Genomic DNA, 13276 nt, shown 5'->3' on the forward strand with positions numbered 1-13276 from the left:
CGAGCTCGAACTGACTCGAGAGTCGATACCAGATGTGTTGGCGGTGGGGTGAACGGTGTCGCCAGACCGCTGGCGGACGTGACTCACAGTCAGTACGAAGTTGGCTGCAAATGTGTCCGGTGGACGATGACCTCGAGTGTGTGACCGACTCCACGCCGGGCTGTCCAATAGGAGCAGTTGTCGATAAGAACGGAGACGAGACGAACTGCCAGCGCCGAACGCGCGTTCAGTGTGCTGGTTCTTCGGCAGGCGCGACCATGTCCTCGATCCGAAGGATCAGAATATTGTTCGTGTCGTCTTTCCCGTCGACACGCCCTTCGATAACGAGTTTCGAGAGTGGTGTCGGTCCGACGATGACCGAGTCATCCTCGTGGATCTCACCCATCGCTCCCTGGATGTGGATCTCAGCACGGCAGAGTTCGGGGTGGTGAACACTCGAGAGGTCGATTTCCTCGACGATGACGTCGTCTACAGGCTGGCCTTCGTGCTCGAGTGGGACGGAGGCTGGATCATCCATCTGCTGGATTTCGAGCGCCTCGTACGCTGCTGCGGTTGGTTTATATCCTCCTTTCGGGCCTGGTACGCCTTCGACCAACTGCAGGGCCTTGAGACTCTGCATCTGGTTTCGGATCGTGCCGGGGTTCCGGTCGACCTGTTCGGCGATATCCTCACCTTTGATCGCGGATTCCGATTCCTTGTGAAGATTCGTTAGTGCCCGGAGGATTTTCTTCTGGCTGGGGGTGAGTTCGATGGATGACATACTGGGATATTCGTAGTTGATTTCCTTAAACCCGACGGGTGAGTCAGGTTGTTTCGCTAGGATTTTGATCTTTGAGCCGCCTATAGTAAGGCGTTTTGCTTCGGGAGCGGTCTGTGAGTTGGTGTCTGTTTGCGTCGCTCTAGGAGACTGTTTGCTGATACCGTCTGTTACCACACGGTGATCGATAGACGTGTGAGAACTGCTGTCACCATCTCGGCAGCCTCAGACTGGAACGAGCCAGCCCTCGAGGACGAGGTCGGTGAGGACGTCCTCGAGGAAGAACATGAGAACGAAGCCGCCGACGAACGTTGCCGTGTTCGTCCGACTCAGGACGGCTTCGGCATCAAAACGGATGAGTTCGGCGACCTCGATGAGCACCTGGATAATCGCACCGACAGCGATCGCATAGAAGAGAACGGCAAGCAGTGGCGAGTTTGCGAAGCTGCCGATCCAGCCGCCGAGGATAACGGGTCCGCCAGCGATAATGCCCATCGCAGCGAAATGTCGAAGTGGTGGCTGGTCCCTATCGCGGGCGACTGCCGCGACGACAGTCGGCCCTTCCATCACGTTGTGCATGACGAACGCCAACACGAGCAACATCACGAGCGTCGCATCCCCTTGGACGTAGGCGACACCGATCCCGAGCCCCTCACCAATGCTATGCAGTCCCAACGCGAGCGCGACGAGGTAGGCAATGTGGAGCCCACTTTTGTCCTGGCTCGACATTTTGTGCTGTCGCCACTTGCTGGCGGCATACATCACAGCAAACGTCCCCCCGACACCGACGACAGCGACTGTTCCTGCAGTGAGCGCGCCGTCGACCTCGGCGCCGTACTCAATGATCTCTTCGGTCATCTCGACGGCAATAAACGCAAGCACACCGGCCGCAAGCGCCATAAACGCATGGAGATACTTCGGCTCGAGATTCCGGATAAAGGGAAACCAGAGCATCCCGATCGCAACTGGAATGATGCCTGCAATCGCACCGATGACCGTCACCATCCAGACAATTTCGGCGGTGCTCGCCTCGTCAGCTGAACCGAGGCCGCTGAACGGCGACGTGAAATACAGGAGTCCGAACACGACTGCGAGAACTACCACTGGGCCAACAGCCAGCACCCATCGCGGGAGATCGTTGATCGATCGTGCTGTCATGAGGGCTCCTCCGTACCAGTACCGAAATATCGAGTCATCATTGACAAATGATTAGAGCCATCTAAACTTATAGCTTTTCCAATGGTCGGCAGTTAGACTGACTCTAAACGCAGCAGCTCACGGATTTCCTGAACAGATCTGTCCGAACTACCGTTATTGTTCGACTTCTGCCGGCGCAGCCACACGAACATGATGTGCGACAGATTCGGGCAACGAAACGGTGTCGTCGTGGCCGCTCGAGCGGGCGGTAACCATCCCGAAGGGAGCGACCTCCACGATCTCGAGTTCGACCCCCGGCTCGACGCCGTGCTCTGCGAGATACGAGAGCACCTCGGCATCGTGATCAGCGACTTCCTCGACGACCACGATATCTCCCTCTGCAAACTCGGTGACGGAGGCTCCGTCTGGCCGTTCCGGTGGCTCGAGGTCGGCGCTGGGGATCGGCGAGCCGTGGGGGTCGACCGTCGGCTGGTCGAGCGCGTCCGCCACGCGGGCCTCGAAGTTCTCGCTGATGTGGTGTTCGAGTCGGTCCGCTTCCTCGTGGACTTCCGCCCAGTCGTAGTCGAGATGTTCCGTCAGATAGGCCTCGAGCAGTCGGTGATGTCGGATCACCTCGAGGGCGACCGTTTCACCCTCGTCGGTCAACGTGACGCCGCGGTACTTTTCGCGGTCGACAAGTCCACGGTCCTCGAGTTTATCGAGCATACTGGTGACAGTCGGCGACGTGACGTCTAGCTCTTCTGCGATGGCCGACGTTTTGATCCGTTCGTCGGTCTCACGCTGGAGCTGGTAGATCGCCTTGAGATAATCTTCCATCACGTCGCTCAGCATCATCGTATCGGATTTTTAGTCCTATCTAAGCCTAAATCTGTCGCTCGCTCGATCGCCACGATCAAACCATGTCGCGTCATAGCACACGCATGGGACAGAGTATCAGAATTATCGGTGCACCGATGGACTACGGCGCTGATCGTCGAGGCGTCGATATGGGACCGTCGGCGATCCGATATGCAGGACTTGCCGATGGCTTGTCGCGTGCAGGTGTTGATCCAACCGATTCGGGTGATCTTTCGATCCCACGGGCAGAGGAGCGCGATCCGGATGCCAAGCAGCCGAGCCGGGGGAACGCAAAATTTCTCCGGGAGGTCGAAGACGTCTGTACACGGCTGGCCGACCGCGTCGAACAGACCCTTGCAGACGGCGAGTTTCCGCTCGTTCTGGGTGGTGATCACTCGGTTGCGATCGGCTCGATGCAGGGCTCGTCCAGAGACGCCGATCTCGGCGCGATCTGGTTCGATGCCCACGCAGATCTCAATACACCAGAAACCTCACCTAGCGGAAACGTCCACGGGATGCCGCTTGCGGCGACGCTTGGCCGTGGGACGTTCGAGGACCAAGCGTGGGCCACCGCACCGCGTGTCCGGGAAGGATCGATCGCATACGTCGGCCTTCGGAGTATCGACGATCGCGAACGCAAACTCCTCCGGGACAGTGAGATGACTGCTTTCACGATGGCCGATATCGACGAACAGGGAATGACGTCGGTCGTCGAGACTGCGTTGGATGTTGCGACCACCGACACCGACGGCGTTCACGTAAGTCTCGACCTCGACTGGCTCGACCCCAAAACAGCACCCGGTGTTGGGACACCAGTTCGCGGCGGTGTCACCTACCGGGAAGCTCACGCCGCCCTCGAGACCGTCTCTCGGCGACATGAGAGTGGCGGTATTCTCCGGTCGATGGATGTCGTCGAAGTGAACCCGATCCTCGATGAGGGTAACGAGACAGCGACGCTCGCGGCCGAACTCGCGGCAAGCACGTTCGGAAAGCGGATTCTGTAACCCGACTCACTTGCTCGTCACGGAACAGACCCGCTAGAAGTATGTTAACTGTGAACATACCACTCATTGGTTCGTGTTCCAACACCTTTGTATCGTAGTGTATCTATTTGCTAGGTATGACTGAGAACGTCGTCGTGCTCGGAGCTGGCTATGCTGGTGCCGGTGCGATCAATAAACTCCAGTCGGAGCTTGGAGGCAGCGTACGACTCACATGGATTGCGGACGTCGATTATCACCTGGTTCTTCACGAATCACACCGCGTGATCCGTGACCCAAGCGTCCGCTCTGATATCACGTTCCCGATCGATCAGATCGCGGACCCATCGACTCGCTTTATTCAGGACGAGGTCACCGGTCTCGACGTCGACGAACAGGTTGTCGAACTGGCCGACTCCGATGACGTCGAGTACGATTACGTCCTCGTCGGCCTCGGCAGCCAGACCGCCTACTACGGTATCCCCGGCCTCGAGGAACACTCGCTGACGCTCAAAAGTCTCGACGACGCGCTCGAGATTCACGACGCCGTCAAGCAGGCCAGCCAGGACGCCACCCGCGGCGAGCCCGCGCAGGTCGTCATCGGCGGCGCTGGGCTCTCGGGTATCCAGACTGCCGGTGAGATCGCGGAGTTCCGCGACAACCACCGTGCACCGATCGAAATCCACCTCGTCGAAGCACTTGACGAGATCTTCCCCGGGAACGACCCAGAGTGCCAGCAGGCCCTGCGCGATCTGCTCGAGGACGCTGGCGTCCGGATCCATACGGACGATCCGATCACCGAAGCCACCGAGGACGTCATCGAGTTCGACGAGGGCGAACCGCTCGAACACGACGTGCTCGTCTGGACCGGCGGAATTACGGGTCGTGATGCGTTCGACGATGTCGACCTCGAGAAAGAACACAACCGCGTCAACACGAAGGCCAACTTCCAGACCTCCAACGAACGCGTCTTCGCAATCGGCGACTCGGCAATCATCGACCAGGGCGACCAGCCTGCGCCGCCGACCGCACAGGCCGCCTGGCAGGCCGCAGAAGTCGCTGGCGAGAACATCTCTCGAGCCATCGAAAACCGCCCGCTCAAGACCTGGGAACACGACGACAAAGGGACCGTCGTCTCCGTCGGTGACAAGGCAATCGCCCACGACGTCGATATGTTGCCCGTCGATACCTTCGGTGGCTTCGCTGCGAAGAACCTCAAAAAGGCGATCGCCGCCCGCTGGATCGCAGACATCACGTCCTGGAACGAAGCCCGCAAGTCCTGGCCGTCGCTGTAGTTTCGCGACGTCCCCACCAGCTCCGATTGCTCGAGCAGAACGCGTTTTCGACGCGTCTTCTCGAGAAGCATCGTTTCTATCTTGCTTTTCTAACTGCTCATGCCGAGCGCTCGCTTTCTCCGGGCTGGCGCTCGTCGTGCGCTTATGACTCCGATTGCGGCTCCTCGTCAGTGTCGTCTGTCCCCATCGGCTCGGCTGGGACACCCGCAACAGTCGTATTCGGCGGGACGTCACGTGTCACGAGTGAGTTCGCCGCGACGCGTGCATCGGCACCGATTTCGACGCCCGGCAGAACGATCGCCCCGGCACCGATCATCGCCCGCTCTCCGATCCGAACCTCGCCCGTCCGATACTCGTCTTGCAGAAACTCGTGACAGAGAATCGTCGCGTCGTAGCCGACCAGCGCCTCCGCTTCGATCGTGATCAGTTCCGGCCAGAAGACGTCCGGCGTGGCCTCGAGTCCCCACGAAACCCCAGGTCCAACAGTGACGCCCAGCTGACGCAACAGCCAGCGCTTGAGCCGGAGACTCGGCGAGATCCGGACAAGCCAGATGACGAGATACGAAATCGCGACTCGAGCGGGACTACGAGCGGTCGGCCACCCGGACAACGAGTTGCCCGGCCCTGGTGTCGGATGCCGGCGAATGCGGTCGTGACGGGATGTGTTCTCGTCAGTCACTGTCGAGGAATACGACCTATCACTACATGAAACCGACCATGTCAACGCGCGAGAGCACGAGTCGAGGGCAGACATCTTCACACACGACTCTCTGACAGCCAGTCTATGCCGACTCGATCACTGCGTCATCTGCCGTCCGCTCTCGACAGCGTCCGACCTGCTGTCGAAAGGCATCGCTCGAGACTGCACAGCGATAGGCCGGTTTGTACATCATGTTCTCACCGCCGGCACGAACGTCCCACGCGTTTGCGATCTCCTCGCGCAGATAGTACTGTGCGCGTTCGTTGCCCGACTTGACGTAGTACTCCGAGAGTTGGATCGGATACCGATCGAACAGCCCGCCGGGCTCGCGGCCGTCGATGAGCACGACCGGTTTGCCCAGATAGCACTCGCCATCGCTGGCACGTTTCGTGTGGGCGTTCTCGGGGTGGGCCTCGAGGATCGCTTCGCGCTCGGCTTGGGGCATCTCGGGTGTGACGACGTCGACGCGATCGACGGTCATGTAGCCGATCAGATAGCGATGGGCGCGGTCGCCATCGGGACGGCGCAGGCCAGCATAGAAGCCGACGACATCGCCCGGCTCGAGCGCCCGAAGCCTCGAGACGTAGCCGCTGGTTCGGTGTTCGCCGTAGGTCAGGGCCTCAAAGTTCGGATCGCGATGGAGTGGCCAGGACTCGAGTTCGTCACCGGCGACAGTTCTGTCGGCATCGCCGATCGGCTGGGGTGTGATTCGGTTTGTGAGCGACGCTGCGGTACCCTCGCTTGCACGCAGGTCCCACGAGCCGAGGGTTGCGGTTTCGTCTGTTGCGTGTGCCTTCTCAGGGATCGGCACGTACTCGAAGCGCCCATCATCGTACAGTGGGGCAAGTGCCCCGAGGTTCGTGCTGTCGGCACCGACACCAGCGAGAACGACCGTCATTGCTCGGTGGTCGGCGTGGCTGGAACCTAAAACCGCCGATCGGTGGAGGCCGGTGCTCCCACTGTCGCTGTGTCGGTACTGTTCAACCCGGCACCGGTTTCGTTCAGAGAGGTTCGTGGCTGGGGACTGTTTCGTGAGTAACCAATACAGTGATGCTTGTACCGAACTTGGCCTCGGCCTCGAGCGCATCGCCGTCGACACCACCGTGCCGACAGCTCGAGTCAGCGGTCGACGATCGGAGCGAGATCGTCACGCAGACCACCCCTGGAGAACCTGTTGAGAAGGTTGAATTATGCCGAAAGCGAGAATTGGATTTTCGGCAGGCTCAGAGGGTTGAAACCCCAGGAGTTGAACATCTAGATAATATTGAGTGGGACTGCCGAGGTACCGCTTCGCGGCACCTCGTACTCCCAACTTTGCGACGCAAAATATGGGACCGCCGAGAATTGAACTCGGGTCCTACGGACCCCATCCGCAGAGGATACCACTACCCCACGGTCCCGTGTTTCATCCGACGGCTGTCTGCTGTTTAAGCGTGTCGTTTCACAGTGAGTGCGTGACGATATCGCGTATCGAATGCGATCCCGTTGCTCGATTCAGACGGGCTCCAATCCGTCAGTGCCGGTGTGTCGGCGACCGTCCTGCAGGCGAAAGGACAGTGACAGAGCAGACCGTCTCAGACCAAAACGCGCTCGAGTGAGACCACAGTCCCCTGGTCGGCCTTCGGATCACCGACCAGCGTTCCGAGACAGACCGCAGCCCCGTTCGGCGTATGACAGGCGAGCAGGTCGCCAGTGGCGACGCCGTCGTCGATCCCGAGGACGCCCGGCGCGTACACTGGGGCTCCGTTTGCGACCTCGCGGGCGGCGTTCTCGGCGATCGTAACGCGTGGGATGTCCTCGAGGATCCGTTCGGCCGGATCGACGACCTCGTAGAGTGGTTCGGGGTCGTCGTCCTCGAGCCAGAACGCGAGCGCGTCGAGGAACTCGGAGGCGCTGTGGAGATCAGTGTCGTCGAACGGCGTGGTCGCCGTCCGTCGGAGATGTCCCATATGGCCGCCGGTGCCGAGTGCGAGCCCCAGGTCGTGGCAGAGTTTGCGGACGTAGGTGCCACTCTCACACCGAATCCGCAGCAGGATCTGTCGGTCGTCAGTTTCGAGAACCTCGAGGTCGTACATCTCACGCACGCGTAGACGACGCGAGACTGCACTTTTTCGCGGCGGCTTCTGGTAAATCGGCCCTTCGAACTCGGCGATGACGGATTCGGCATCGACCGGAACCGGTGCGTGACACTCGAGGACCGCCACGTACTCTTTGGGACCCTCGAGAAAGACCTGCGCGAGCCGGGTCGCCTCGCCGAGCATCACGGGGAGACAGCCGGTGACCTTCGGATCGAGTGTGCCTGCGTGGGCTGCCTGATCGATCGAGACGTCAGCGCCGCGCTCGGAGAGCGTGTCGACAACGGCATCTCGCAGCCAGCCACTAACCTGATGCGAGGATGGGCCAGGTGGCTTATCGAGGTTGACGACACCGAAGGTAAGCAGTTCGGCGGGCGTCCGTTCGTCGGGTGGACCACGGAGACGAGAGTGGTTAGCCATCGGAGTCAGAACTCGTATGTGATCGGAACGTTGGTCTGTCCTTCGTCACCATCTGCGCCGTACTCTCCAACGGCGGTCACGAGCATATCGAGGACGGCATCGGGCTCCCAGCGAGCTGTATTCACCGAGAGATCGTAGATCGTCAGATCCTGAATATCGATTCCGTAGTACTCCTGATAGCGTTTCGCCTCGCTGGCTTCGCGGGCCTGCGTCTCCTCGGTCGCTCGCTTGGGGTCTTTCCCTTCGCGCTCGGCGATCCGCTCGCCACGAACCCGTGGTGGGGAGTCGAGCCAGAAGCGGAAATCCGCCTGCTCGCCGGCCAGCCAGCCAGCCAGCCGGGACTCGAGGACGAGATCGTCTTGCTCGACGGCGATCCGTCGAAGGCGCCGATCGAGATCGCGATCGATCTGGTCGTTTTCTTCGGCCAGTTTGTTGAACTCGAGCGGCGTATAGCCCCGTTCATCGGCCAGTTCTCGGAAAATGTCACCGCCGCTGATATGATCGAGATCAAACGCGTCGGCGAGCAACTCCGCAGTGGTGCTCTTCCCGCTGCCCGGCGGGCCGGAGACGGTGAGTAACATATTCGAACTGCGCGGCGGCCGGTAAAATGGGTTTTGAATCGGTCGACGGACGAACACTGGCTTGATAGCTCGGCTTGCAGTCGAGCCGATTGCTATCTGCAGCGATTTGAAACGGAAAACGAAGGCCTCGCCAGTCGGATGCTAAATCCGATCTCAGGCCGTCGACGGCGTCATATCGATGTTCAGTGCCTTGCGCAGCAGCTGCGTAAAGCCCATCGAACAGAGGAAGTACCAGAGGATCCAGGCCGGCATCGGTCCGAGCAGTCCTGAACTCCAGCTCGTCTCGCCGACGATCGGCATGATGATCGTCGCTTCGGCGCTTCCGATCCCCACGCCGTGGATCTTCCAGTACATCCAGAGGAACAGTGGGATGGTAAACAGCATGATCCAGACCATCGGTCGGAACTGCTCTTTGAACATCCCGAGGTTCTCCGCCATGGCCTCCATCTGCTCTTCGCGAACCTCCTCGAGTTCCTCCTCAAGGCGCTCGAGTTCAGCGTCGCTGGCGCCGCGTTCCTCGGCTTCCTCCTTGCGCTCGCGGACGTCCTTTTGTTTGTCCTGCATCGATTTCATCCGCTCCTGATACTTGCCCATGATTTCGGGGTTCATCAGGTTCGCCTGCAGCAGCGTCGAGTACAGTCCGGTCAGCAACGCCACAGAGAGAATGACCGCATAAAACGGCAGCGCGGCATCAAGCGGCCCCAGGAACATATCGAGCGCGCCACCCACTGTATCCCGGACGGACTCGATCCAGTAGCCAAACATCAACAGGAGTGCACCCACACCTGCCAGTTTGTCCCACTGTGACCACTGGGATTCCTCGGCATCGATATCGACATCGGTGTCGAAGCTCCCACCGTCACCGTCACCGTCGAGAGCCTCGTCGTAGGCCTCACGATCGGCGATTTCGAATCCCTCGTCGCCGTCGACCAGTACGCCCTTTTCAATCAGTCGACCCCATTGTCCACTCGACAGGTCGTCGTTGACGTCGGCCCACTGGACCTCGCCCCCGTTCCTGTCGGCTTCCTCGCGGATCGCCTCGAGGGCGTCGCCCATCGAGGAATCCTCACGAACGAGGTCGTTGATCTTCTCCGCTGTACGAGTCATCTGCCTGGGACTAGGGCACGTTCGGTATACAAGTGTTTATCTTCGGTTGTCAGCCGATCGCCTGCTGTCTTGGCCTCGTAGCCACATGACAGCTCAAAAACTATTCTGGTTGACTCGAGAGAGAACCCCTTCCAAACAAGGAGAGAAACGCGAAATCACTGGATCTGGCTATTCGTAACATGTTGGATTGACCGATTATATTAATATGGTGACTATCGAAACAGAATACATGAGCGTACCACGCGGGACCGAAACAACGATGTTGTCGGGGAGGGCGCAATCGACGCTAATCGGGATCGTGCTTCTAATCGGCATGGTCGCGATTGGGAGTCTCGGAATTTTTCTCGTTGCTAGTGACATGTTGACTGATGTTGAGCAGGAGTCCGAACACGACCGCGTCGAGAATTCGTTCGTCGAGTTGAGCCAGCAGATGGAAACGGCGTCGTCAGACGATGACGTTTCGCGCTCGATGGATATCGACGCCGGAGAAGACGGCGCTGTCGTGATGAGTAATACGGGTAACCTCACTATCGAGGGCGGTGACGTCAACAAAACGATTCCAATCGGCGCGATAGAGTACACCGGCGACGACGGGACCAAAATCGCCTATCAGGCTGGCGGCGTCTTCCGAGAAACGGGCAACGAGACACGGGTCGTCTCGGCACCACCGATCAATTATGACGCGGACTCCGAGGCGCTCTCGTTTCCGATTATCAAGACTCGAGACGAGGCACAGCTTGACTCCGGAAACATCCACGTCTCACACCACAAAACCAATCCGCTACAGGAGGCGAGTCTCGTTGAGAACGATACCGTGACGATAGAGGTCGAAAGCGAGTACTACCGTGGTTGGGAAGCGTATTTTAAGCAGCAGGGTGGTGCCACGACCGTTCAGAACGTCGAAGTACATGACGATAATCGTGGGACGGTAACTGCAGAGTTCGGCTATATCGAAGGCGAAGCGGTTTTCGACTCAGGAATAACGGTTTCCGAACCACCTGGCGAAGATGGTAACGTAGATATTAATGAAACAGACTTCAAAGTTAGACATCATTCGATGCAAGAACTTGATGATGTCATTGATGATTTAGTTGATGATAAAAACTCATCAGAATATTGGGTGTCCTCTGATAAACCATGGTCGATAGATGGTGGAGAAACACTAACACACACGGACTCTCCAAATGGAACATATTTTGCTGATAACATAGATATTGATGGAGATTATTCACAAATTGACGTCTCTCATGGGAACGTAACAATAATACTCGATGGGAGCATCGAAATAGATGGAAATAATAATTACGATGACGAGGAAGGACTTTTAGTCAATGGAACTGAAGGAAATGATCACGTAGTGCGATTATATTTGACAGAAAATATTTCTGTTGAAGGAGGTGGTGTTGGACCATCTACAGTTGGGGAGGATCTTGATGCTGAACGGTTCCAGGTATACGGGACGTCAGAAACCTCATTTAAAATGACAGGTGGTGGTTTTGAAGGACTCATATATGCTCCAAGTAATAATTACTCTGGAACGGATGATGGAAGATGTTCTTGGCAACAAGCATGTTTGCATTCTAATCCAAGTTATTATGGTGGTCTCTATGTTTCCTCGGTTTATTATCAAGGCGGGAACGAGGTTAATTTCGAATATGATGAAAGCCTTGAAGATGCGGAGATCGATATCTATCCTGATGGCTACACGCTACCACCACAGCTAACCTACCTCAACGTCGCCGAACACAAGGTCGACGTCGAAGGGAACTAACGCCCGCGAAAAACTGCGTCGCTGAGTTTACGCCGCGTCTTCGATCGTCGCCTTCACTTCCTCCCAGACCTCGTCCGGTGCCTGCTCGCCGTCGACGCGCTCGAGCACACCCTCATCCTCATAATACTCGATCACGGGCTCGGTGTTCTCGCGGAACACGCGCAGTCGTTCTTTCACCGTTTCCTCGGTGTCGTCGTCGCGCTGCTCGAGGCGTTCTTCGACCTCGGGGTCCTCCGGTGGGTTGTACTCGACGTGGTAGATGTCGCCCGTCTCGGGATCCATCCGGCGGCCGGTCAGTCGGTGGATGAGTTCCTCCTCGCTGACGTCGAGGTAGAGTGCGACGTCCAAGTCGGTCATGTCCTGCAGCTCCTCGGCCTGCTCGAGATTTCGTGGGTAGCCGTCGAGCACGAAGCCGTCGGCCTGGTTCAGCGCTTCGTCGACGATGGCGTTGACGACTGCGTCGGGGACGAGTTCGCCCTGATCCATGTATTCGCGTGGCGTGTCGTACTCCGTGTCCATGTCGGAGATGTCCATGTCCTTGTTCGAACGGAGTGCGTCACCGGTGGTGATGTGGTCGACGTCGAACTCCTCGATGATCTTTGCGCTCTGGGTCCCCTTTCCTGCCCCGGGTGCACCCAGGATCAGAATTCGTGGCTGTGCCATATCCCACCGTTCACCACCCTCCCATAAAGGCTTAAAGAAATGTGTACGTCATCGCTGTCACATAACAGCTTAAAGAAGCGAGCCCATCCAGTTTCGTATGACGCGTTTCGACGCAGCTGACCCTGCCGAGCGACGAAAACTGTACGTCGACGCTATCACTGCCCACCGCAACCGCGGAAGCGGATTTTTGACGCTCGAGGTCGACGAGACGGCACTCGATGACAGCGACTCCGACGGCCCCGACCCAGCACTCGGCGTGCCGTGGCTACAGTTCGGCGATGGGACGATCAACCTCGACTGCACTGACGACGAACTCGAGACACTCAAATCCGTTCTGGGTGAGTTCCCAGCGTTCAAAATCGACGAGATCCATCGTCCTGAAGACGCCGAGGGCGTCAACGTCCAGATCAGTGCGAAAGCGGATCCAAATCGGATCGCCCAGTGTCTCGATGCGATCGTTCAGCAAGTCTACGATCTCCCAGCCGATGTTCGAATCTGGGTCGTCGAACTGTAGCCATCACTGATCGACACAGTCGCTGATCACACGATTGGCTTGCAACAGTGGCTGCTATAGAGTCGCTGGCATTCGAGTGTGACCAGCGACTGCCCACTCCGTTTCAATGACTACTCGATCGAGAGCTCGCCGGTGTCGGATTCGTGATCTCCCTCCTTCCACTCGAGTTCGAACTCGAGGCCGAGTTCACCCGGCTTGTCGGGGGCCGAACTCGAGGTTTCTCGCTCGGCTTTGATCTCAAACGTTGGACGTGCTGGCGGGGTCATCGTTACTGAGTCGCCACCAGCTTCGAGGGAGATCGGACCGCCGCTTTCGAGGCTGTCAGCGACAGTCCGGAGGTAGTCAGCGATCTCGTTGCGTTCCATCTGCCGTTCGAACTTGAAAAGGACCTCTTCTGGCATACGTAGTAGTTAGTGTG

The 13276-nt window shown here is 58.3% G+C and carries 14 protein-coding genes and 1 tRNA gene; 4 read left to right on the top strand and 11 right to left on the bottom strand.

Going from position 1 to position 13276, the window contains the following annotated elements:
• Window positions 1-226 precede the first annotated feature (226 nt).
• From DV706_RS16530 to DV706_RS16540, 3 genes are all read right to left on the bottom strand, one after another.
• Entirely contained in the window at window positions 227-760 is a 534-nt protein-coding gene (locus DV706_RS16530) for an Rrf2 family transcriptional regulator (RefSeq protein ID WP_006067795.1), read from the bottom strand.
• Between the two features lie 222 nt (window positions 761-982).
• Window positions 983-1915: a ZIP family metal transporter gene (locus DV706_RS16535; protein WP_006067794.1), complete on the bottom strand. Its 933-nt coding sequence runs from the start codon at window positions 1913-1915 to the stop codon at window positions 983-985.
• A 153-nt stretch (window positions 1916-2068) separates the two neighbouring features.
• Window positions 2069-2749 carry a metal-dependent transcriptional regulator gene (locus DV706_RS16540; RefSeq protein WP_006067793.1) on the bottom strand — a complete coding sequence of 227 codons (681 nt, stop codon included), beginning with the start codon at window positions 2747-2749 and terminating at the stop codon, window positions 2069-2071.
• Between the two features lie 86 nt (window positions 2750-2835).
• Here DV706_RS16540 and rocF point away from each other — a divergent pair, with 86 nt between their 5' ends.
• Both rocF and DV706_RS16550 read left to right on the top strand, forming a co-directional pair.
• Window positions 2836-3756: an arginase gene (gene rocF, locus DV706_RS16545; protein ID WP_006067792.1), complete on the top strand. Its 921-nt coding sequence runs from the start codon at window positions 2836-2838 to the stop codon at window positions 3754-3756.
• A 116-nt stretch (window positions 3757-3872) separates the two neighbouring features.
• The gene (locus tag DV706_RS16550; protein WP_006067791.1) at window positions 3873-5027 is read left to right on the top strand and encodes an NAD(P)/FAD-dependent oxidoreductase; all 1155 of its coding nucleotides are present in this window, start codon (window positions 3873-3875) and stop codon (window positions 5025-5027) included.
• A gap of 142 nt (window positions 5028-5169) precedes the next feature.
• Here DV706_RS16550 and DV706_RS16555 read toward each other — a convergent pair whose 3' ends face one another.
• The 6 genes from DV706_RS16555 to DV706_RS16580 all read right to left on the bottom strand — a co-directional run bounded on the left by DV706_RS16555 (window position 5170) and on the right by DV706_RS16580 (window position 9910).
• Window positions 5170-5706, bottom strand: a complete 537-nt coding sequence (locus DV706_RS16555) for an acyltransferase (protein ID WP_006067790.1) — start codon at window positions 5704-5706, stop codon at window positions 5170-5172.
• A 103-nt stretch (window positions 5707-5809) separates the two neighbouring features.
• Window positions 5810-6625: an Nmad3 family putative nucleotide modification protein gene (locus DV706_RS16560; RefSeq protein WP_006067789.1), complete on the bottom strand. Its 816-nt coding sequence runs from the start codon at window positions 6623-6625 to the stop codon at window positions 5810-5812.
• Between the two features lie 431 nt (window positions 6626-7056).
• Window positions 7057-7127: transfer RNA gene (locus DV706_RS16565), tRNA-Pro, on the bottom strand.
• Between the two features lie 174 nt (window positions 7128-7301).
• Window positions 7302-8222 carry an RNA-guided pseudouridylation complex pseudouridine synthase subunit Cbf5 gene (locus DV706_RS16570; RefSeq protein WP_006067788.1) on the bottom strand — a complete coding sequence of 307 codons (921 nt, stop codon included), beginning with the start codon at window positions 8220-8222 and terminating at the stop codon, window positions 7302-7304.
• A gap of 5 nt (window positions 8223-8227) precedes the next feature.
• Window positions 8228-8803 (bottom strand): (d)CMP kinase, encoded by a 576-nt coding sequence (gene cmk / locus DV706_RS16575; protein WP_006067787.1) that lies wholly within the window; start codon window positions 8801-8803, stop codon window positions 8228-8230.
• A gap of 153 nt (window positions 8804-8956) precedes the next feature.
• Window positions 8957-9910 (bottom strand): DUF106 domain-containing protein, encoded by a 954-nt coding sequence (locus DV706_RS16580; RefSeq protein ID WP_006067786.1) that lies wholly within the window; start codon window positions 9908-9910, stop codon window positions 8957-8959.
• Between the two features lie 229 nt (window positions 9911-10139).
• Here DV706_RS16580 and DV706_RS16585 point away from each other — a divergent pair, with 229 nt between their 5' ends.
• On the top strand, window positions 10140-11681 hold the full coding sequence (locus DV706_RS16585) for a DUF7289 family protein (protein ID WP_083902075.1): 1542 nt from the start codon (window positions 10140-10142) through the stop codon (window positions 11679-11681).
• 27 nt (window positions 11682-11708) lie between these two features.
• Here the strand turns inward: DV706_RS16585 and DV706_RS16590 are convergent, their stop codons facing one another.
• Window positions 11709-12344: an adenylate kinase gene (locus DV706_RS16590; RefSeq protein WP_006067784.1), complete on the bottom strand. Its 636-nt coding sequence runs from the start codon at window positions 12342-12344 to the stop codon at window positions 11709-11711.
• Window positions 12345-12441: 97 nt separating this feature from the next.
• On the opposite strand from DV706_RS16590, the gene DV706_RS16595 reads away from it, so the two are divergent.
• Window positions 12442-12858, top strand: a complete 417-nt coding sequence (locus DV706_RS16595; protein WP_006067783.1) for a hypothetical protein — start codon at window positions 12442-12444, stop codon at window positions 12856-12858.
• A gap of 110 nt (window positions 12859-12968) precedes the next feature.
• Here the strand turns inward: DV706_RS16595 and DV706_RS16600 are convergent, their stop codons facing one another.
• A complete protein-coding gene (locus tag DV706_RS16600) occupies window positions 12969-13259 on the bottom strand; it encodes an amphi-Trp domain-containing protein (protein ID WP_006067782.1) in 291 nt (96 codons plus the stop codon).
• Window positions 13260-13276: the final 17 nt, after the last annotated feature.

The organism is Natronorubrum bangense (genome assembly GCF_004799645.1).
GTDB classification, from domain to species: domain Archaea; phylum Halobacteriota; class Halobacteria; order Halobacteriales; family Natrialbaceae; genus Natronorubrum; species Natronorubrum bangense.

Excerpts from the sequence above, each read along its gene's own strand:
- DV706_RS16530 (WP_006067795.1), bottom strand. The coding sequence starts at position 760 with ATGTCATCCATCGAACTCACCCCCAGCCAGAAGAAAATCCTCCGGGCA.
- DV706_RS16535 (WP_006067794.1), bottom strand. The coding sequence starts at position 1,915 with ATGACAGCACGATCGATCAACGATCTCCCGCGATGGGTGCTGGCTGTT.
- DV706_RS16540 (WP_006067793.1), bottom strand. The coding sequence starts at position 2,749 with ATGATGCTGAGCGACGTGATGGAAGATTATCTCAAGGCGATCTACCAG.
- rocF (WP_006067792.1), top strand. The coding sequence starts at position 2,836 with ATGGGACAGAGTATCAGAATTATCGGTGCACCGATGGACTACGGCGCT.
- DV706_RS16550 (WP_006067791.1), top strand. The coding sequence starts at position 3,873 with ATGACTGAGAACGTCGTCGTGCTCGGAGCTGGCTATGCTGGTGCCGGT.
- DV706_RS16560 (WP_006067789.1), bottom strand. The coding sequence starts at position 6,625 with ATGACGGTCGTTCTCGCTGGTGTCGGTGCCGACAGCACGAACCTCGGG.
- DV706_RS16570 (WP_006067788.1), bottom strand. The coding sequence starts at position 8,222 with ATGGCTAACCACTCTCGTCTCCGTGGTCCACCCGACGAACGGACGCCC.
- cmk (WP_006067787.1), bottom strand. The coding sequence starts at position 8,803 with ATGTTACTCACCGTCTCCGGCCCGCCGGGCAGCGGGAAGAGCACCACT.
- DV706_RS16580 (WP_006067786.1), bottom strand. The coding sequence starts at position 9,910 with ATGACTCGTACAGCGGAGAAGATCAACGACCTCGTTCGTGAGGATTCC.
- DV706_RS16585 (WP_083902075.1), top strand. The coding sequence starts at position 10,140 with ATGAGCGTACCACGCGGGACCGAAACAACGATGTTGTCGGGGAGGGCG.
- DV706_RS16590 (WP_006067784.1), bottom strand. The coding sequence starts at position 12,344 with ATGGCACAGCCACGAATTCTGATCCTGGGTGCACCCGGGGCAGGAAAG.
- DV706_RS16595 (WP_006067783.1), top strand. The coding sequence starts at position 12,442 with ATGACGCGTTTCGACGCAGCTGACCCTGCCGAGCGACGAAAACTGTAC.
- DV706_RS16600 (WP_006067782.1), bottom strand. The coding sequence starts at position 13,259 with ATGCCAGAAGAGGTCCTTTTCAAGTTCGAACGGCAGATGGAACGCAAC.